Source organism: Streptomyces sp. HUAS MS02 (assembly GCF_055702265.1).
In genome coordinates, this window is the sequence record NZ_CM146747.1 from 813,369 (window position 1) to 829,670 (window position 16,302).

24 protein-coding genes are annotated in these 16,302 nt (G+C 71.9%); 12 read left to right on the forward strand and 12 right to left on the reverse strand.

Going from position 1 to position 16,302, the window contains the following annotated elements; genetic code table 11:
• Window positions 1–18: 18 nt before the first annotated feature.
• The 4 genes from ACZ9QC_RS03570 to ACZ9QC_RS03585 all read left to right on the forward strand — a co-directional run bounded on the left by ACZ9QC_RS03570 (window position 19) and on the right by ACZ9QC_RS03585 (window position 1,428).
• Window positions 19–240: a hypothetical protein gene (locus tag ACZ9QC_RS03570; protein WP_472918774.1), complete on the forward strand. Its 222-nt coding sequence runs from the start codon at window positions 19–21 to the stop codon at window positions 238–240.
• Complete coding sequence (locus tag ACZ9QC_RS03575; protein WP_472918775.1) at window positions 237–404, forward strand: hypothetical protein; 168 nt, start codon at window positions 237–239, stop codon at window positions 402–404. The genes ACZ9QC_RS03570 and ACZ9QC_RS03575 overlap by 4 nt, the downstream gene beginning before the upstream one ends.
• Before the next feature lie 10 nt (window positions 405–414).
• The gene (locus ACZ9QC_RS03580) at window positions 415–1,020 is read left to right on the forward strand and encodes a class I SAM-dependent methyltransferase (RefSeq protein ID WP_472918776.1); all 606 of its coding nucleotides are present in this window, start codon (window positions 415–417) and stop codon (window positions 1,018–1,020) included.
• Window positions 1,021–1,137: 117 nt separating this feature from the next.
• Window positions 1,138–1,428, forward strand: coding sequence for a hypothetical protein (locus ACZ9QC_RS03585; protein ID WP_472918777.1), 291 nt, complete (start codon window positions 1,138–1,140; stop codon window positions 1,426–1,428).
• A 19-nt stretch (window positions 1,429–1,447) separates the two neighbouring features.
• Here the strand turns inward: ACZ9QC_RS03585 and ACZ9QC_RS03590 are convergent, their stop codons facing one another.
• From ACZ9QC_RS03590 to sqr, 4 genes are all read right to left on the reverse strand, one after another.
• Complete coding sequence (locus ACZ9QC_RS03590) at window positions 1,448–1,747, reverse strand: hypothetical protein (RefSeq protein ID WP_472918778.1); 300 nt, start codon at window positions 1,745–1,747, stop codon at window positions 1,448–1,450.
• 263 nt (window positions 1,748–2,010) lie between these two features.
• Window positions 2,011–2,484: a DsrE/DsrF/DrsH-like family protein gene (locus tag ACZ9QC_RS03595; RefSeq protein ID WP_184902472.1), complete on the reverse strand. Its 474-nt coding sequence runs from the start codon at window positions 2,482–2,484 to the stop codon at window positions 2,011–2,013.
• A 30-nt stretch (window positions 2,485–2,514) separates the two neighbouring features.
• Entirely contained in the window at window positions 2,515–2,832 is a 318-nt protein-coding gene (locus ACZ9QC_RS03600; RefSeq protein WP_184902470.1) for a TusE/DsrC/DsvC family sulfur relay protein, read from the reverse strand.
• Between the two features lie 17 nt (window positions 2,833–2,849).
• Entirely contained in the window at window positions 2,850–4,091 is a 1,242-nt protein-coding gene (gene sqr, locus ACZ9QC_RS03605) for a type III sulfide quinone reductase, selenoprotein subtype (RefSeq protein ID WP_472918779.1), read from the reverse strand.
• A gap of 276 nt (window positions 4,092–4,367) precedes the next feature.
• Between sqr and ACZ9QC_RS03610 the strand changes: the two genes are divergently transcribed.
• Genes ACZ9QC_RS03610 through ACZ9QC_RS03620 form a run of 3 tightly spaced genes read left to right on the forward strand, consistent with a single transcriptional unit; the run spans window position 4,368 to window position 5,394 of the window.
• A complete protein-coding gene (locus ACZ9QC_RS03610) occupies window positions 4,368–4,700 on the forward strand; it encodes an OsmC family protein (protein WP_472918780.1) in 333 nt (110 codons plus the stop codon).
• On the forward strand, window positions 4,655–4,822 hold the full coding sequence (locus ACZ9QC_RS03615; protein ID WP_472918781.1) for an OsmC family protein: 168 nt from the start codon (window positions 4,655–4,657) through the stop codon (window positions 4,820–4,822). Before ACZ9QC_RS03610 ends, ACZ9QC_RS03615 begins: the two co-directional genes overlap by 46 nt.
• Window positions 4,819–5,394 carry a thioredoxin family protein gene (locus tag ACZ9QC_RS03620; protein ID WP_472918782.1) on the forward strand — a complete coding sequence of 192 codons (576 nt, stop codon included), beginning with the start codon at window positions 4,819–4,821 and terminating at the stop codon, window positions 5,392–5,394. The genes ACZ9QC_RS03615 and ACZ9QC_RS03620 overlap by 4 nt, the downstream gene beginning before the upstream one ends.
• A 5-nt stretch (window positions 5,395–5,399) precedes the next feature.
• On the opposite strand, the gene ACZ9QC_RS03625 is transcribed toward ACZ9QC_RS03620, so the two are convergent.
• Window positions 5,400–5,987, reverse strand: coding sequence for a rhodanese-like domain-containing protein (locus ACZ9QC_RS03625; protein WP_472918783.1), 588 nt, complete (start codon window positions 5,985–5,987; stop codon window positions 5,400–5,402).
• A gap of 81 nt (window positions 5,988–6,068) precedes the next feature.
• On the opposite strand from ACZ9QC_RS03625, the gene ACZ9QC_RS03630 reads away from it, so the two are divergent.
• The gene (locus ACZ9QC_RS03630; RefSeq protein ID WP_472918784.1) at window positions 6,069–6,365 is read left to right on the forward strand and encodes a metal-sensitive transcriptional regulator; all 297 of its coding nucleotides are present in this window, start codon (window positions 6,069–6,071) and stop codon (window positions 6,363–6,365) included.
• 18 nt (window positions 6,366–6,383) lie between these two features.
• Here ACZ9QC_RS03630 and ACZ9QC_RS03635 read toward each other — a convergent pair whose 3' ends face one another.
• The 3 genes from ACZ9QC_RS03635 to ACZ9QC_RS03645 all read right to left on the reverse strand — a co-directional run bounded on the left by ACZ9QC_RS03635 (window position 6,384) and on the right by ACZ9QC_RS03645 (window position 8,944).
• Complete coding sequence (locus ACZ9QC_RS03635) at window positions 6,384–7,130, reverse strand: sulfite exporter TauE/SafE family protein (protein WP_472918785.1); 747 nt, start codon at window positions 7,128–7,130, stop codon at window positions 6,384–6,386.
• Complete coding sequence (locus tag ACZ9QC_RS03640) at window positions 7,127–7,513, reverse strand: rhodanese-like domain-containing protein (protein WP_472918786.1); 387 nt, start codon at window positions 7,511–7,513, stop codon at window positions 7,127–7,129. Before ACZ9QC_RS03640 ends, ACZ9QC_RS03635 begins: the two co-directional genes overlap by 4 nt.
• Window positions 7,514–7,582: 69 nt before the next feature.
• Window positions 7,583–8,944: an MBL fold metallo-hydrolase gene (locus tag ACZ9QC_RS03645; protein WP_472918787.1), complete on the reverse strand. Its 1,362-nt coding sequence runs from the start codon at window positions 8,942–8,944 to the stop codon at window positions 7,583–7,585.
• 171 nt (window positions 8,945–9,115) lie between these two features.
• Between ACZ9QC_RS03645 and ACZ9QC_RS03650 the strand changes: the two genes are divergently transcribed.
• The gene (locus ACZ9QC_RS03650; RefSeq protein ID WP_472918788.1) at window positions 9,116–9,520 is read left to right on the forward strand and encodes a DUF302 domain-containing protein; all 405 of its coding nucleotides are present in this window, start codon (window positions 9,116–9,118) and stop codon (window positions 9,518–9,520) included.
• Between the two features lie 215 nt (window positions 9,521–9,735).
• Here ACZ9QC_RS03650 and ACZ9QC_RS03655 read toward each other — a convergent pair whose 3' ends face one another.
• Together ACZ9QC_RS03655 and ACZ9QC_RS03660 are read right to left on the reverse strand one after the other, a co-directional pair.
• Complete coding sequence (locus tag ACZ9QC_RS03655) at window positions 9,736–9,945, reverse strand: hypothetical protein (RefSeq protein ID WP_472918789.1); 210 nt, start codon at window positions 9,943–9,945, stop codon at window positions 9,736–9,738.
• Between the two features lie 316 nt (window positions 9,946–10,261).
• Entirely contained in the window at window positions 10,262–11,227 is a 966-nt protein-coding gene (locus ACZ9QC_RS03660; RefSeq protein ID WP_472918790.1) for a pirin family protein, read from the reverse strand.
• A 152-nt stretch (window positions 11,228–11,379) separates the two neighbouring features.
• Here ACZ9QC_RS03660 and ACZ9QC_RS03665 point away from each other — a divergent pair, with 152 nt between their 5' ends.
• Together ACZ9QC_RS03665 and ACZ9QC_RS03670 are read left to right on the forward strand one after the other, a co-directional pair.
• A complete protein-coding gene (locus ACZ9QC_RS03665; RefSeq protein WP_472918791.1) occupies window positions 11,380–11,880 on the forward strand; it encodes a MarR family winged helix-turn-helix transcriptional regulator in 501 nt (166 codons plus the stop codon).
• The gene (locus ACZ9QC_RS03670; RefSeq protein WP_472918792.1) at window positions 11,877–12,326 is read left to right on the forward strand and encodes a MarR family transcriptional regulator; all 450 of its coding nucleotides are present in this window, start codon (window positions 11,877–11,879) and stop codon (window positions 12,324–12,326) included. Before ACZ9QC_RS03665 ends, ACZ9QC_RS03670 begins: the two co-directional genes overlap by 4 nt.
• Window positions 12,327–12,372: 46 nt before the next feature.
• On the opposite strand, the gene ACZ9QC_RS03675 is transcribed toward ACZ9QC_RS03670, so the two are convergent.
• Complete coding sequence (locus ACZ9QC_RS03675) at window positions 12,373–13,782, reverse strand: PepSY-associated TM helix domain-containing protein (protein WP_472918793.1); 1,410 nt, start codon at window positions 13,780–13,782, stop codon at window positions 12,373–12,375.
• A 198-nt stretch (window positions 13,783–13,980) separates the two neighbouring features.
• On the opposite strand from ACZ9QC_RS03675, the gene ACZ9QC_RS03680 reads away from it, so the two are divergent.
• Entirely contained in the window at window positions 13,981–14,637 is a 657-nt protein-coding gene (locus ACZ9QC_RS03680; RefSeq protein WP_472918794.1) for a peptide deformylase, read from the forward strand.
• Window positions 14,638–14,764: 127 nt separating this feature from the next.
• On the opposite strand, the gene ACZ9QC_RS03685 is transcribed toward ACZ9QC_RS03680, so the two are convergent.
• A complete protein-coding gene (locus ACZ9QC_RS03685) occupies window positions 14,765–16,231 on the reverse strand; it encodes a dihydrolipoyl dehydrogenase family protein (protein ID WP_472918795.1) in 1,467 nt (488 codons plus the stop codon).
• Window positions 16,232–16,302: the final 71 nt, after the last annotated feature.

Genomic DNA, 16,302 nt, shown 5'->3' on the forward strand with positions numbered 1-16,302 from the left:
CATTCCCGGGGGTGCAAGGTGACCTCCCGCGCCAACATCACCGACTGGCCCGGCCGCCGGGCAGCCACTGCCCCGACACCCGACCGGGCGGCCCACGAGACGCCGGCGACGGCGGAGGCGTACGCGTGCTTCGCGGACGCCCGCGTACGGCACGACGTTCCGGTTCTGGCCTTCAAACGCGCCGCGGAGCAGTTGTCCCGCCGCCTCCCCACCCGGGGCGAGGCAGACGGTGAGCCATGAGACCGACCCCGAAGTGCGTTCTCGACCGGTCCCGCCCCTGCAACGCCTGTATCGCCCCGGACCCCACCACCTGCCCCTACCCGTATCTGCTCGCCGGGGACGATCCAGAGAACCAGGACGACGGCGACAGCACCAGCGAGTATTCAACCCGTACGCAAGAGTGAGGTGCACACGATGGACGCAGCAGGCTGGGACGAGCGGTACCGCGGCAGCGAACTGGTCTGGAAGGCCGAGCCCAACCGCTTCGTCGAGCAGGAGCTGGCCGGTCTGGAGCCGTCCGGGCGAGCGGTGGACCTCGCCGCCGGAGAAGGACGCAACGCCGTCTGGCTCGCGGAGCGCGGCTGGGAGGTGGACGCCGTCGACTTCTCCGCCGTGGCGCTGGAGAAGGCCGAGCGGCTGGCCGCCGAACGGGGTGTACGGCTGCGTACCGTCCACGCCGATCTCACGCTCTGGACGGCCCCGGAGGCGACGTACGACCTGGCCCTGATCGCATATCTGCATCTGCCCTGGCCGGAGATGACCGAGGTACTGCCCCGGGCCGCCACGGCCGTGCGTGAGGGCGGGACCCTGCTGCTCGTCGGCCATCACGCGGCCAACCCCGAGCGCGGATACGGCGGCCCGCAGGATCCGCACGTGCTGTACACCGCCGAGCAGGTCGCCGACCTGTGGCGGCCTCACGCCGACATCCTGCGAGCCGAGACGGTCACCCGGCCGGTGACCGACGCCGAGGGCAACAGCCACACGGCCCTCGACACGCTCGTCCACGCCGTACGGCGATGACCCCGGGGGAACAATGCGGCGCCGCGAAACGCTGCCACTTATACCCCTCGGGGTATTCAAATCGCAGTCGACACCCGCTGGGGACTACCACCAACCCAGCCGAGGAGCGTGAGGACGATGGCGACGGCAGAACGTGACCGGCCCCCGACGAACGAGGACAGCCGCCTCGTGACCGGCTGTGGGCGCAGGATCGCCGTGCGGTGCCTGCGGCTCGCGCCCACGGAGCGGCCCATCAGCCGGGTCGCCCTCGACGTGGGCCGCGACCAGGGCGGCGAACCGGGTGTGTGGGCGGCACTCACCGTAGACGAGGCGCGTGACCTGGCCCGCCTGCTCCTCCTGCACGCCGACCTGGCCGAGCGCGGCGCCGAGCCCGTGCGGCCGATGCGCGAGGACTCCCCCTCCACCTGACCCAGGCGCGTACTCGTCATCACTCCAGGGCGTGCGCACACTCCCGGTCTCCCAGGAGTTCCAGCCGACGCCGGAGCACCGGGTTGTCGGACGACAGACTGGCATGACAGGCGATCGCACGGCCCTGCCGCTCGCGCGGCAACCGTTCGACGACGCGGCACTCGGACGGGTCACGTCCGCGGAAGGACGTACCGAACTGGGCGTACAGCCGTTCCGCCATGTGCCGCGGCAGGGTCCACGCCACGACGGCGGCCCCCGCCCCGCGGGCGGCGAACAGCGCGGCTCTCGTGGCTCGTTGATGATCCCGGTGCCCGGTCACGCCTCATCGGCGAGCGGCGCCCCACCCACCTTCTGGCGTTCGACACTGGGGGCACGGGGACGTTGTCGAGAGCGCCGTCCGGGTGACCGGCCAGGTCCACGCGCTCGACGCCCAGTTCCCTTGCGGCACAGGCGAGTTCGCCCGCCCGCACGGTGCGCAGGACGCCCAGGCCGAACGACTCGTCGTCGGGATGGGCGACCACCGCCGGCACGCGCCGCATCCCGTCCGGCAGGCCGCGTCCGGCATCTGTGCTGCCGGCCATCTCAGGTGTAGATGATCTGGCCGCCGGCCGCGTGCTCGTAGAACTCACCGACCGTGATGATGCCCTGGACCTGCTCGACCAGGTCGTCCTTGCCGAGTTCGAAGAGGTCGACGGACGCCTTGCAGGCGTAGATGCCGGCGCCGGTGTCGGCGATCATCTCGATGAACTCGGGGATCGGCGGGATGTCGAGCTTGTCCATCTTGCGTTCCATGTAGCGGGTGACCAGGTCGGGGACGCCGGGCATGCCGCCCAGCAGGGTCGGCAGGTGGAGGCCGGGGTTGCCCACGGTCGCGAGCTTGATGTGCTCCCAGCGCTTCTTCGTGATGGCGTCCAGGCCGAAGAAGGTGAAGAACAGGTCGGCCTCGATGCCCTCGGCGCGGGCGCCGTTGGCCATGATCAGGGCCGGGTAGATCCCTTCCAGGGATCCCTTGGAGACGATGATCGAGACCTTCTCGATCGTTGCGGTGTCGGCCATGACGGCACGCACTCCTTCGTGTCCGGCGTATCAGATGCAGCCGCGGGGCTTGGGAATGCCGGCGATCTTCGCGGCGGTCTTCGCCGGGCCCTTGGGGAAGAGCTGGTAGAGCTCCTTGACGCCGACGCCGGAGGTCTTGCCCAGGACCCGCACGGTGGGGCCGGTGCCCTTGGCCGCGTACTGGGCGCGCATGAAGCGGATGACGATCCAGTGCCGGTCGGTCAGGGTGTCGATACCGAGTTCCTTGGCGATCTGTTCGGCCATGGGCTCGGTCCACCGGTCGGGCTCGGTGAAGAAGCCTTCCTCGTCGACCGGGACGGGGGTGCCGTCGTAGGTGGCGGTGGGCATGGCGGTGCTCCTTCGGTTCAGGCGTGGGTGTGGCGCTTGCCGTGCTCGGGCATGGCCGAGCCGATGCCGGGCAGTTCCCGGCCGGGCAGCAGGCTGTGCCAGTACAGCCACTCGAAGGCGAGCTTGCCGAGGTGGTTGGCGTGCGACTCCTTGAGCAGCGGCAGGCCCACGGCGGCCGGGAAGTGGCCGGGCAGCGGTTCGGTGTCGTAGTTGAAGTCGATGAGCAGGGCCTTGTGGAAGCCCGTCTCGACGAAGCAGTTGGCGTGCCCGTCGAAGGAGGCGTCCAGCGGCTGTCCGGCCAGGAACCGGCCGATGTTGTGCACCAGTACCTCGCCCTCGAAGTGGGCCACCGACCCGGCCTTGGAGGCCGGCAGGCCCGCCGCGTCACCGATCGCGAACACCTCGGGATGGTCCGGGTGTTGGAGGGTGTGCGGGTCGACCGGCACGAAGTCCAGCTCGTCGCCCAGTCCCTCGGAGCGTCCGACGTACTCGGCACCGCCGTGCAGTGGGACGACGACCGCCAGGTCGAAGGGCACCTCCCGTTCGTCGTACGACACGAGCCGGCCGCCCGGGCCGTCGACCTCGCCGAGCGTGAACTCGGTGACCAGCTCGATTCCCTTCTCCTTCAACAGCCCGCCCAGCGTCTTCGCGGCGACCGGCTTGGTGAACGCGCCGTCGAGCGGCGTGGCGTACGTCAGCTCGACCCGGTCACGGATGCCGAGTCGCTGGAAGTACCAGTCGGCGAGGAACGCGAACTCCAGTGGTGCGACCGGGCACTTGAGGGGCAGGTCGGCCACGTCGATCACGATCCGGCCGCCGTCGAAGCGCTCCAGCGCATGGTGCAGACCGACGGCGCCGGGCAGGTCGTAGAAGGTGAAGACCCTCTCGCCCCAGCCGGGCCCGGTCAGTCCCTCGGTCTCCTCCGGCAACAGCCGGGCTCCGGTGGCGACCACGAGGAGGTCGTAGGACAGCCGGATGCCATCGGCCAGGTGCACCGTCCGCGCCTCCAGGTCGACCCGCTCGATGCGGGCCTGCTTGTAGTCGACGGCGGTGTTCAGCTGCCGCGGACGGGAGCGGACGAGGTGATGCGGCTGAGCCAGCCCGAAGGGGACGAACAGCAGTCCGGGCTGGTAGACGTGGTCGTCGTCCCGGTCGACGACCGTGATCCGCAAATCCCGCTCGTCGTACGTGCGTTGCAGGCGGTTGGCCGTCATGGTGCCGGCGGTGCCGCTTCCGAGGATCACGATGTGTTTGCCCATGCCCCCACTGTCGTGCGGGAAGTGGGGGCGAGGCATGGGCCGCTGGTCCCCGGCCGAGTACCCACCCGGGTATGTCTTCGGCCGGGCTCACTGGCCTCAGGACTCATTTGCCCGCCGTGAACGCCCTGATAAAATACCCGGCAGGGTATATGGCCGCGAAGCCAGGCACGAGGGCCGAGCGGCCCCCGCCGCACCCCGTCGGCCCCTCACCCCGCCCCCGCACTCAGCGGTCGACTGGAATCCGGAGCAGCCGACACCAGCGAGAAGGGCTCGGCCATGACCGGCAGCACACCGCAGACCCTCGGCACGAACCGCCCGTACCCCGTGGACATGCACCGCCTCGAGGTCATCCACGTCGACCGGGACGCCTACACGGTGGATGTCCGCGAACACCGCCTCCGGGTCGACCAGCCCGCCGAGGCGGGCGGCACGGACACCGCACCCACCCCCACCGAGCTCTTCGCGGCGTCGCTGGCCACCTGTGTGGCGTTCTACGCGGGCCGTTACCTGCACACCGGCACGGTCTGCCCCGCGCCGGCCTGCGCGTCCGTACGGAGTTCGTCATGGCCACCGACCGCCCGGCGCGTGTCGCCTCCCTGCGCCTTGTGATCGTTCCGCCGCCGGAGCTGCCCGAGCAGCGCCGCGCGGGCCTGCTGGCCGTGGCCTCGCACTGCACGGTCCACAACACCCTCCACCAGCCGCCCGAGATCGACATCGAGCTGGAGCCATGAGTACGGCCTCCCTGCCGGCCGGGTCGGCGCTGCTGGAACGCATTCGCAGCGGTCTGATCGGCGACGATGAAGTGCTGGACGGTCCCTATGGCCCGATGCGGATCGTCTACGCCGACTACACCGCTTCCGGCCGCTCACCGGACTTCGTCCGCGAGCAGGTGCTGCCGCGCTACGGCAACACGCACACGGAGAGCTCCAGCACCGGGCCGCAGACGACCCGGCTGCGCGAGGACGCCCACCGGATCATCCGCGACGCGGTCGGCGGCATCGAGGACGACCTCGTCGTCTTCTGCGGTTCCCCCTACGAGCACCACTCCGACGAACTGCCGCGGCGCGAGTCCGTCGCCGACGTCGTGCTGATCGACTTCTCGGCCGCATGGTGCGGACCGTGCCGGATGTTCGGCCCCGTACACAGCCGGGCGCACTGCCGCCACAGGCGCTGGAGGAGCTCATCGGGAAGATCCGGGCCGTCGACATGGAGGACGTGCGGCAGAAGACCGCCGCGGGCTCGGCGGAAGCGAACTGAGGGCTCGGGGCACCCGCGGGGCCTGTGCGGGTGCCCCGGACCGTGAGAGGTTCAGCGGCTGCGGAGAGCCGTGAGTGCGGCGTCGAGATCGGCCGCGCGCGGGCGGTTGTGCGGCAGCCTGCCGAGCACGGCCGCCATGCCGCAGGTGTCGGTGAGGGCGGAGAAGACCAGACCCCCCGCGACACCGGCGGAGACGAACAGGAGGGCCGGATGCACCAGTAGGCCGAGGACCAGACCGAGGAGCACCAGGGCGCCGGCCGTGAACCGGACCTGGCGCTCCATGCTCCAGCCGGCCCGCGTGTCGCAGGCCGCCGGTGTGTGCAGGTCGTGCCCCTCGGCGGCCCAGGCACCGGTGCCGCCGGCGAGGGTCGTCGTCGTGATGCCCTGCTCGGCCAGGAGCTTGCAGGCGTTCTCGGAGCGGGCGCCGGAAGCGCACACGACGAGGACGTCGCCGCGCTCGGCGGCGTGCCGTATCTCCGGCAGCGCCCGCCGGACGTGGTCCAGGGGGATGTTGAGGGCGCCGGGCAGGTGGCCGGAGGCGTACTCGGCGGGTGTGCGCACGTCGATGACGGTCAGCTCGTGCAGCCGCGTGCGAGCCTGCTCGGTGCCGAAAGCCACAGGGGCGGGGGTGTCGGTCATGAGAGATGTGATCCTTAATGGTCGCCGCCGTCCCGAACCGGGACGTACAGTACCCCTAGGGGTATTTTTCGAGGAGTGATCGTGGAACTGGAACTTGAGGGTGCGGACCTGAAGGCCGTGCTGAACCGGCTGCGGCGGGCGCAGGGGCAGATCGCCGGCGTGATCCGGATGATCGAGGAAGGCCGTGACTGCGAGGACGTCGTCACACAGCTCGCCGCCGCCTCGCGCGCCCTGGACCGGGCCGGTTTCGCGATCATCGCGACGGGACTGCAGCAGTGCGTGACCGACATGGAGTCCGGGCGCAAGAACGGCGAAGACGGCGAGGACACCGCGGCGATGCGCGCCCGCCTGGAGAAGCTGTTCCTGTCCCTGGCCTGACGTTGCTCGCCGCGGCCTTCACAGCACCGCGTCGATCAGCATGAAGGCCGCGACCGCCAGCAGCACCAGCGCGAAGATCCGCTGAAGCGTGCGCCCGGAGACCTTCACGGCAAGCCGCTTGCCGTCCCAGGCACCGAGAATCGCGGCCCCGATGAACGGGCCGACGACGGCCCAGTCGAGCCCCTCGACCGTGCCGGCCCGGGTCGCCAGCGCGGCCAGCGAGTTGACGGTGATGACCAGCAGGCTGGTGCCCACCGCAGTGCGCATCCGCATACCCAGCACGCCCACCAGCGCCGGCACGGCCAGAAAGCCGCCGCCGACGCCGAGGACACCGGTGACCGCGCCCAGCCCGGCCCCGGCCCCCGCGGCTCGCCCCGGCCGCACCGTCACCGCATCCTCCGCGGCCGACCGGGCGCGCAGCATCCGCAGGGCGGCCACTCCCGCGACCACAGCGAAACCCGCCGTCAGCACGGCCTCCGGGACATGTCCGGCGAGCGCGCCGCCGAGCATCGCCGGGCCGATCCCGGCCGCCGCGAACAGCAGCCCCATAAGCCAGCGCACATTGCCGTCGCGGGCGTGCGCGACCAGGGCGGTCACCGAGGTCAGCGTGACGATGACCAGACTCGCGGTCGTCGCACCGACCGGGCTGAAGCCGAGCAGGTAGATCAGTGCCGGGACGGCCAGGACACTGCCGCCGCCCCCGAGCACGCCGAGCGCCAGGCCGATCACAGCCCCGGCGGCCAGGGCGAGGACGACAGCGCTCACGCGACCGTGCCGTTCTGCCCTCGCCCGTCCACCACCGGCAACCCGGCTCGGACCCAGTCCCGCATCCCGCCGATCACGTCCACGGCCTGCGAGCCGCGGGCGACGAGCAGTTCGGCGGCCTGCCGGGAGCGGTTGCCGGAACGGCAGATCACGACCAAGGGCCGCGCCTGCGCACGGGCGGGCAGTCCCGCCCCGGCGGCCAGCGCCGACAGGGACAGGTGCACGGCCCGCGGGGCATGGCCCGCCTGCCACTCGTAGGACTCGCGCACGTCCAGCAGTACGGCGTCACCGCCGCCGTCGGCGCTGTCGTGTCCGGTGCGTAGGGCCGCCTCCTGCACGCTCACGCGCCCCGGGCCGCTCCGGGCCCGTCGGAAGATGCTCATCTCGGTTTCTGGCTCCAGTTCGTCACGTCGTCGGGGAAGATCGGCGGGCCTCTGCGGCGTCCGGCGCCTTCAGGGAGTCCGGAGGGCGAGGCCCGCCTTTTCGGCCCCGTCGAAAGAGTCGTCGACGGCGACGACGTCCCGGCCGGCGGCGTCCAGCAGGGAGGCGGCGATCGCGGCGCGCATACCGCCCGCGCAGTGCACCCACACCTGGCCGTCGGGGACCTCGCCGAGACGGCCGTGCAGGGTGTGGATCGGGATGTGGACCGAGCCCTCGACATATCCGCCGGCCCGCTCCGACGCCCGGCGCACGTCCAGGACGACCACGTCCGCGGACCGCCCGGCGAGATCGGCGAACGTGGCCCGCCGGAGGGAGGTCGGCGCCTCGCCCTCGCGGACCCAGTCGGCCGGCCCGCCCGTGGCCGCAGCGGCCGGGCGGTCGATGCCCACCCGCACCAACTCGCGTTGAGCGGAGGCGAGTTGCTCGGGCGAGTCGGCAAGCAGGGTGACCGGCTTGCCCCACGGGATCAACCAGGCGAGGTAGGTGGCGAGCTGCCCCTCCGCCTCGAAGTTGAAGGAGCCCGCGACATGCCCCCGAGCGAACGCGATGCGGCTGCGCAGATCCACCACCCACTCCCCCGCCGCGAGCCGCGCTGCGATCTCCTCGGCATCGGCCATCGCGGGCGGGGTCAGGTCGACGGGCGCGGGTCCGGCGGCGTTGGCCGGGCCCATGTGCGTGTAGTAGGCGGGGACGTCGTCCAGGCCCGCCAGCAGCTCCGCGACGAAGGCGTCCACGTCCCGGGTGAGCGCCTCGTTGGCGACCTTCTCCTTGCCGATGGTCGTGTCGCTGCCCTCGGCCTGGGACGAGGAGCAGAAGCTGCCGAAGCCATGGGTGGGCAGCACGGCCGTCTCGTCGGGCAGTTCGGCGGCCAGCCGGTGCGCGGAGGCGTGCTGGGCGCGGGCCAGGTGCTCGGTCATCCGGGGCTCGACCAGATCGGGCCGTCCGACGGTGCCGATCAGGAGCGAGCCGCCGGTGAACACCGCGATCGCCGCCCCGTTCTCCTCCAGCACATAGGAGGTGTGGTGCGGGGTGTGCCCGGGGGTGGCCAGCGCGCGCAGAGTCAGCCCGGCGCCGGCATCGATCTCCGTGCGGTCGCCGTCGCGCACCGGCACGCGCTCGAAGGAGACGCGGGCTCCTGCGGGCACGAGATAGGCGGCGCCGGTGATGCGAGCGAGCTCCAGGCCGCCGGTCACGTAGTCGTTGTGCACGTGCGTCTCCACCACGTGCGAGATCCGCACCCCGCGCCGGGAGGCCGCCGCGATCACCCGGTCGAGGTCTCGCGGCGGGTCGACCGCGACCGCCGTCCGCTCACCGCCCGCCAGGTAGCTCCGGTTGCCGAGCCCCGACACCTCGATCGTGTCGACGAAGAACACGAGGTACTCCCTTCCAGCGAAGTTTTACCCCTGGGGGTATACATTCGACCGTAGCACGAGTACCCCAGGGGGTATTTTCAAGGGCGAGGGAAGCCCGGAGAAACACCGCACGAGTACCTCGCACACGGCCGGACACCCGTCCCGCGCGAGTCGACGAGAAAGGCCACCGCCATGCGCTACGACCGCACCGTCCGCGTCGACACCGACTTCGCCACCACCGTGGGGCGTGTCCGCGACGCCCTCGCGGAACAGGGCTTCGGCATCCTCACCGAGATCGACGTCACCGCCACCCTCAAGGTCAAGCTCGACCGCGACATGGAGGACTACGTCATCCTCGGCGCCTGCAACCCGCCCCTCGCTCACCGCGCCCTGGAGACCGACCGCTCCATCGGCCTGCTGCTGCCCTGCAACGTCGTCGTCCGCCGCGACGGCGACCGCACCGCCGTACAGGCCCTCGACCCGAACACGATGGTCGCCCTCACCGAACTCGACGCCCTGCGCCCGGTCGCAGAGGAGGCCACTCGCCGCCTCGACGCCGCCCTCGACTCACTCACGGCGGCGGAACCGACCGGCTGACGGCGCTCCGAGTCACCGCAGGTCCGACAGCGACACCTCGTCGACGCCTACCACAACCCGGCCGGGGGGGAGCCCAGCCCTCACCACGAGAAGGACCCCGACACCACCCAGAGTCAGACACGTCCGAGCCGGCCGTCAGCCGAGAGCGTGCATGCGATTCGCTCGGCGCGCTCTCCCCGCGCGAAAGCACCGGGCGATCGGCTCTGGAGGATGCGTCACTGACGCTGCCGGAAGGCGACCGCGTCCGGGTTATTGGTCAGCCACCAGTGGCACACGTTCCAGCGATTGCCCTTGCCTCCGGCGTCATCGAAGGTCACCACGGCCACAACCGGTCCACTGCAGTTCGGGCTCGGCACGGTGTGCATGCTGCACTTGCGGCCGCCATCCGGCGACACCTCGTCGATGGCTGTGATGACGGACTTCATGGCGAGGAGCCTACGGCGCTGCAGCACACTCCGTAGGCAACGCCGACACGGCAGCGGCCCTCATCTGAAGTGCTGCCTGGCGGAGGGCCATTCGGCGACGGCTTCGCCGATCAGCAGCACGCCGCTGCGTTCCTGTGGTGGGCCAAGGACCAGCCCTGAGGGCTCAGACAGGGAAGGCCACACCGTGGAATCGCCAACCCCACTGACCTGAGCCCGCCGGCTGTTTGGACGCCCTCCGGCAAGCAGGTGGAAGACAGTGAGAATTACCCGACCGACTTCCGCCTTGCGACCACCAAGGCTGACGCGTTCCCGCAGGTCAACGCACCCTTCCCCGCGGCTTCAACGGCACCGGCGGCAGTTCCGGTGCGGGCAGTGGAGCACCGTCGTACCCCTTGACCTCCCCGAACCGGGAGCCTTCCATCCAGTCCTGACGGGCCTGCTCGATCTCCTCCTGCGACCGTCCGATCCAGTTCCAGAACATGATCAGCTCCTCCTCGAACGGCTCGCCGCCGAGGAGCATCAACGAGGCGTGCGTGTCGGTGCGCAGCGGGAGTTCCGTGCGGCCGCAGCCGAGGTAGAGCATGGAGCCGGGGAGGACGGGGACGCCGTCCACGTGGGCCTCGCCTGACATCGACAGGACCGCGTACTCGAAGTCGGGTTCGACAGGCAGGCGCAGGTCGGCGCCCGGCGTGAGCGTGAGGTCGGCACCGACGATCGGCGTGAACGTCGTACCGGGCGAGGTCGCGCCGTCCAGGCTGCCCAGGATGAGGGTCGCGCTCAGGCCGGCCGCCGTGACGACGGGCAGTTCGGCGTGGTGCTCGAAGCGCGGGTCGGTGTGCCGGTGGGCGTCCGGCAGCGCCACCCAGAGCTGGGCACCGTGCAGGAAGCGGGCGTGCGACTTCGGGCTCTCCTCCGAGTGGCTGATCGCCCGGCCGGAGGTCATGAGGCCCAGCTCGCGGGGGCGGATGGTCTGGAGGCTGCCCGTGGAGTCGCGGTGCAGCACCTCGCCCTGATGCAGCCAGCTGACCGTCTGCAGACCCATGTGCGGATGCGGCGGCACCTGCATGCCGGGCTCGTCGGCGATGTCGTCGGGTCCGTAATGATCGACGAACGCCCACGCGCCCACCATGCGGCGGCCCAGGTTGGGCAGCAGGCGCCGCACCTCGGTGGACTCGCCGAGTTTCACCCGGCGAGGGCTGAGGAGTTCACGAACCGGCTCGGCCACCACGAAGCCCCGGCCGCCGCACACCGTGGGCACCGCCTCGCGATCAAGATTGCTCATGCCCCCAACCTAGCCCCGTCCGGCTCACGCCGTCAGACGCCCCCCGGTACTCCATGGGCGCGGTCAGGGCCGACCGGGGCGACCGTACGGCCGCCCCGGCGAGGCGGCAGCATTTACTAGCCATGGCTATAGTAGCCATGTACTGTATCTGTATGAGTTCGGTCATCGAGGGTGCGACGCCCGGGTTTCTCGTCTGGCGGCTGTCCATGAAGTGGCGGGTCGCGGTCGACCGCGCGCTCACTCCGCTGGGGCTGACGCACGCGCAGTACGCGCTGGTGGCGTCGTTGTACGGCATGCACCGGGAGGGACTGCGGCCCAGTCAGCGGCAGCTCGCGGACCACACCGGCCTGGAGGCCCTGTACGTCTCCAAGCTGGCCCGCGCCCTGGAGACCGCCGGACGTCTCGAACGCACCCGGGACCCTCGCGACCCCCGCGCCGTACGGCTCGCGCTCACCGAGCAGGGGCGCGAGGTCACCCGGCGCGCGATCGAGGTCGTCCAGGGACTGATGGACCAGCTGCTGGAACCGCTCGGCGGCCTCGACGGCGCCCGCACCCGGGAGTTCGCCCGCGAGCTGACCACCCTGCTCGACGTACCGCTCGACGTACCGCTCGTCCCGTCCACCGCACAGGAACACGAGAAGGAGCAACCATGACCACCACCGCCCCCGTCCTCAACTCCCGGGTCGTCGGCCTCGCCCACTACGCCGCCCGCGGGGTGCTGGAGAAGGTCCTGGCCCGACACGGTCTGACGTTCCAGCAGTCGCTGGCCCTGCGGGGCGTCGCGGGCGCCGACGAACCCCTCGACCGCGAGGCCCTCGTGGACCAGGTCGTCGACTCGCTGAAGGCCGAGAAGGCCGAGATACGGGCCGTGGTCGAGGAGTTGGTCGCCGCGCAGCTCCTGGAGGCGGACCCCGCGCGACCGTCCCGGCTCAGGATCACCGACGCCGGGCAGGAGGCCCACAGCAGGTCCGTCGCCGAGACGGCCCCCGTCTCCGCCCGTATCTACGCCGACATCCCGGCCGAGGAACTGGCCGCCGCCGGTCGCACACTGACCCTCATCACCGAACGCGCCAACGCCGAGCTGGCCGCGATGGAATAGAGAGGGAGAGACGGCGTAGGAGGGCAGAGGGCAGGCGACCCGCCCGCTACTTCGTCTCCGCCCGGTCGCCGTACGACCGCTTGCCGCGCCGGTGGGCCATCTCGCCCAGGACGACGTCCACCGCGATGAACGCCGCCAGCGGGATGCCGAGCAGGGGCACGAAGTAGCCGAGGACCGCGATGACGGCGAGGGCGGGGACGAGGATCTGGGGCGGTACGTGCTGCCAGGCGCCGCGCGGGAGCGGACGCCCGAAGGACGAGGCACGGCCGCGCTGCCACCACATGCGGTAGCCCCAGACGATCAGCACGACCAGGGAGGCCGCGAGCGCCATCAGCAGGAGCTGGTTGGCCAGGCCGAACAGGACGCCGGTGTGCGCGTCGATGCCCCAGCGGGACAGCTTGGCGAGGATCGGGAAGTCGGCGAACCGGAGGGTGTCGGTGACCTCGGCGCTCGCCGGGTCCACGGCCACCGCGTCCTGCTTGGTGGGCCAGCTGCGCTGGACCTGCTTGACCACGTACGCCGAGGACGCGTCGGCGGGCGGCACGATCTCCACCGGGTCGCCGAGGCCCTCGGCACGCGCGGCGGCCAGGATCTTGTCCAGGTCACCCTCCGCGGCCGCCCCTTCGTCCGCCGAACCACCCCCGTGGTCGCCGTGGTCGCCCGCCGCGGCGGAGACGGCCGGGGTCGCCTGGTGGAGTTCGGTACGCAGGACCTCGATGTTGGCGCCCGCGTACGTGGACCAGGTCAGGCCGGTCGCCGAGAGGAAGAAGAACCCGAGGGCCGCCCAGACGCCGACCGTGCCGTGCAGGCCCAGGGTGCGGCGGCGGCCGGAGGTGCCGCGCACCTTGCGCTGGGCGCGGCCGCGAGCGAACCAGAGCACCAGGCCGCCGCCCGAGATGACCCACAGCCAACTGGCGGCGAGTTCGCTGTACAGGCGGCCGGGCTCGCCGAGGTGGAGATTGGCGTGGAACTTGTCGATCCAGGTCCGCACCGGCAGCGCGCCCGTGGAGCCGTACTGCTCCAACGCCCCGCGCACCTGGGCCGTGTAGGGGTCGACGAACACCGCGAGGGTGTTGCCCTCGTCGATGCCCTCGACGCCCGTCAGCATCACCCTGGTCGTCGCGTCGTCCTCCGGGGAGGGCCGTACGGCGGAGATCGTGCCCTCCGGGTGCGCCTCGCGGGCGGCGGCCACCTGCTCGGAGATCGGCCGCTTCTCCTCGCCCACCTTCGCGACGGTCGTCCGGTCCGCGTAGACGATGTCCTCCACGGAGAACGAGGCGGCGTACAACCCGCCGGTCAGGGCGGCGACCAGCAGGAACGGGGCGACGAGGACGCCCGCGTAGAAGTGCAGCCGCAGGACGAGCGGCCGGAGCGCGGCCCAGCCCCTCGGCGAGCCGTCCGGCTTGGCGAGGGGTTTCTGGGGCTCGTCCGTCTCGGTCGAGGGGGCGATGGTCATCGGCGGATGCTCCGGGATGCGGGGACGTCGTGGCGGTTCAGTAGTCGGGGCGTTCGGGCTCCGAGTTCCCGACTGTTTCTGTGACGTGGGTCACAGGAGCGTGTGCCGGGGGCGCGCCGCCGCCGAGAAGGGCGGTCGCGCGGGCGGTCCTGCGAGAGCCGCCTCGCGTCGCGCGCACCCGGTTGGCATCCTGGCCCGATGGCTTCCGAACGTGACCGCACCGAGTCCCGCCCCCTGAGCGACCGGGTCGAGGAACTCCTCGCCCACGAGGGGCCGCTGCCGATCGTCGCCGCGGGCCACCCGGTGCTGCGCCGCACCGCCGAGCCCTTCGACGGCCAGCTGGACCCAGGTCTCCTCGCCCGCTTCGTCGCCGCCCTGCGCGCCACCATGCACGCCGCACCGGGCGTCGGCCTCGCCGCACCCCAGGTGGGTGTGTCCCTGCGCATCGCGGTGATCGAGGACCCCGCACCGGTCCCGGAGGAGGTACGGCTGGCCCGGGGCCGGGTGCCGCAGCCGTTCCGCGTCCTGGTCAATCCGGCGTACGAGGCCGTGGGGTCGTTCCGTGACGCGTTCTACGAGGGCTGCCTGAGCGTGCCGGGCTGGCAGGCCGTGGTGGCCCGGCACGCCAAGGTGCGGCTACGGGCGCTCGACGAGCACGGGCGGGCGGTCGACGAGGAGTTCGCGGGGTGGCCCGCCCGGATCGTCCAGCACGAGACGGACCACCTCAACGGCACGCTCTACCTCGACCACGCCGAACCGCGGTCCCTCTCCTCGAACCAGGCGATGGCCGACCGCTGGAACGACCCGACCCCGGCCAGGGCCGCAAGGGAGTTGGGCTTCCTCCTGCCCGACTAGCCGACGCCGACTAGCCGACACCGACCGGCCGACACCGGCGATCGGCCCACCGACCGCGCGCCCCACCGAACCCGCCCGCCCGGCCGGCCGCGCGGCCCCGATCGTCCCGATCGCCCCGCTCCGCGTTTCAGCCCCGGTACGCCTCCAGGAGCCGCAGCCACACCTCGCTGATCGTCGGGTACGAGGGCACCGCGTGCCAGAGGCGGTTGATCGGGACCTCTCCCGCGACCGCGATGGTGGCGGAGTGGATGAGCTCGCCGACGGCGGGGCCGACGAAGGTGACGCCGCGCAGGATCTCGCGGTCCAGGTCGACAATCATGCGGGCGCGGCCCTGGTAACCATCGGCGTACAGGCCCGCGCCCGCGACGGAGGAGAACTCGACGTCGACCGCGCGGACGCGGTGGCCGGCCTGTTCGGCCTCGGCGAGCGAGAGGCCGACGGCGGCGGCCTCGGGGTCGGTGAAGACGACCTGGGGGACGGCCGCGTGGTCGGCGGTGGCCACGTGGGCACCCCACGGATCGCTCTCCAGGAGCGGGACACCGGCCGCGCGGGCGGCGATGGCGGCCCCGGCAATCCGGGCCTGGTACTTGCCCTGGTGGGTGAGGAGCGCGCGGTGGTTGACGTCGCCGACCGCGTACAGCCAGTCGCTGCCCGTCACCCGCAGGCTGTCGTCGACGGGCAGCCAGGAGCCCGGTTCCAGGCCGACCGTGTCGAGGCCGATGTCGTCGGTGCGCGGGGCGCGACCGGTGGCGAAGAGGATCTCGTCGGCCTCCAGACGGTCGCCGGTGTCGGTCAGGGCCACCACGGTCCCGTTCTCGCGGGACACCGCCTTCACCGACGTACCCGTGCGGACGTCGGCGCCCGCCTCGGTGAGCGCCTCGGCGACCAGTTCGCCGGCGAAGGGTTCCATCCGGGGCAGGAGCCCCTTGCCGCGGACGAGGACGGTGACCTCGGAGCCGAGGGAGCGCCAGGCGGTGGCCATCTCGACGGCCACGACGCCGCCACCGACGACGATCAGCCGGCCGGGCACCTCCTGCGCGCTGGTGGCCTCCCGGCTGGTCCAGGGCCGGACCTGCGCGAGTCCCGGCAGGTCGGGCAGGAGGGCGCGGCTGCCGGTGGAGACGACCACCGCGCGCCGTGCGGTGAGGACGTGGCGGCCGCCGTCGGGGGCGTCCACCACGACGCGGCGGGGTCCGGCCAGGCGCCCGTGTCCCCGGTAGAGGGCCGCTCCGACGCTCTCCAGCCAGCCGACCTGGCCGTCGTCCTTCCAGTGGGCGGTCTCGTAGTCGCGGTGGGCGAGCACCTCGGCGGCGTCCAGCGGGCCGTCGACCAGGTGGCGCAGGCCGGGGACGCGGCGGGCGTCGGCGCGGGCGATCGCGGGGCGCAGCAGGGCCTTGCTGGGCATGCACGCCCAGTACGAGCATTCGCCGCCGACCAGTTCGCTCTCCACGATCGCGGTGGACAGTCCGGCGGCGCGGGTGCGGTCGGCGACGTTCTCCCCCACGGGTCCGGCACCGAGCACCACGACGTCGTACTCGATCGCCGTCGCTTCAGCCGCGCTCTCGGTGGTTCCGATGTTTTCCGTATCCGTCATGGGGCCAGTCTGGTTGGTGGTGTGCGCCGTGGCCACACGGGTACGCGCGCGGAATACGCCACCGTGGGGCG

What these genes read in the sequence shown, in the direction of transcription:
- ACZ9QC_RS03620 (WP_472918782.1), top strand. Translation starts at nt 4,819, where the DNA reads ATGAGTACGGCCTCCCTGCCGGCCGGGTCGGCGCTGCTGGAACGCATT.
- ACZ9QC_RS03580 (WP_472918776.1), top strand. Translation starts at nt 415, where the DNA reads ATGGACGCAGCAGGCTGGGACGAGCGGTACCGCGGCAGCGAACTGGTC.
- ACZ9QC_RS03670 (WP_472918792.1), top strand. Translation starts at nt 11,877, where the DNA reads ATGACCACCACCGCCCCCGTCCTCAACTCCCGGGTCGTCGGCCTCGCC.
- ACZ9QC_RS03685 (WP_472918795.1), bottom strand. Translation starts at nt 16,231, where the DNA reads ATGACGGATACGGAAAACATCGGAACCACCGAGAGCGCGGCTGAAGCG.
- ACZ9QC_RS03640 (WP_472918786.1), bottom strand. Translation starts at nt 7,513, where the DNA reads ATGAGCATCTTCCGACGGGCCCGGAGCGGCCCGGGGCGCGTGAGCGTG.
- ACZ9QC_RS03595 (WP_184902472.1), bottom strand. Translation starts at nt 2,484, where the DNA reads ATGGCCGACACCGCAACGATCGAGAAGGTCTCGATCATCGTCTCCAAG.
- sqr (WP_472918779.1), bottom strand. Translation starts at nt 4,091, where the DNA reads ATGGGCAAACACATCGTGATCCTCGGAAGCGGCACCGCCGGCACCATG.
- ACZ9QC_RS03585 (WP_472918777.1), top strand. Translation starts at nt 1,138, where the DNA reads ATGGCGACGGCAGAACGTGACCGGCCCCCGACGAACGAGGACAGCCGC.
- ACZ9QC_RS03665 (WP_472918791.1), top strand. Translation starts at nt 11,380, where the DNA reads ATGAGTTCGGTCATCGAGGGTGCGACGCCCGGGTTTCTCGTCTGGCGG.
- ACZ9QC_RS03675 (WP_472918793.1), bottom strand. Translation starts at nt 13,782, where the DNA reads ATGACCATCGCCCCCTCGACCGAGACGGACGAGCCCCAGAAACCCCTC.
- ACZ9QC_RS03650 (WP_472918788.1), top strand. Translation starts at nt 9,116, where the DNA reads ATGCGCTACGACCGCACCGTCCGCGTCGACACCGACTTCGCCACCACC.
- ACZ9QC_RS03575 (WP_472918775.1), top strand. Translation starts at nt 237, where the DNA reads ATGAGACCGACCCCGAAGTGCGTTCTCGACCGGTCCCGCCCCTGCAAC.
- ACZ9QC_RS03625 (WP_472918783.1), bottom strand. Translation starts at nt 5,987, where the DNA reads ATGACCGACACCCCCGCCCCTGTGGCTTTCGGCACCGAGCAGGCTCGC.
- ACZ9QC_RS03610 (WP_472918780.1), top strand. Translation starts at nt 4,368, where the DNA reads ATGACCGGCAGCACACCGCAGACCCTCGGCACGAACCGCCCGTACCCC.
- ACZ9QC_RS03660 (WP_472918790.1), bottom strand. Translation starts at nt 11,227, where the DNA reads ATGAGCAATCTTGATCGCGAGGCGGTGCCCACGGTGTGCGGCGGCCGG.
- ACZ9QC_RS03655 (WP_472918789.1), bottom strand. Translation starts at nt 9,945, where the DNA reads ATGAAGTCCGTCATCACAGCCATCGACGAGGTGTCGCCGGATGGCGGC.
- ACZ9QC_RS03615 (WP_472918781.1), top strand. Translation starts at nt 4,655, where the DNA reads ATGGCCACCGACCGCCCGGCGCGTGTCGCCTCCCTGCGCCTTGTGATC.
- ACZ9QC_RS03600 (WP_184902470.1), bottom strand. Translation starts at nt 2,832, where the DNA reads ATGCCCACCGCCACCTACGACGGCACCCCCGTCCCGGTCGACGAGGAA.
- ACZ9QC_RS03680 (WP_472918794.1), top strand. Translation starts at nt 13,981, where the DNA reads ATGGCTTCCGAACGTGACCGCACCGAGTCCCGCCCCCTGAGCGACCGG.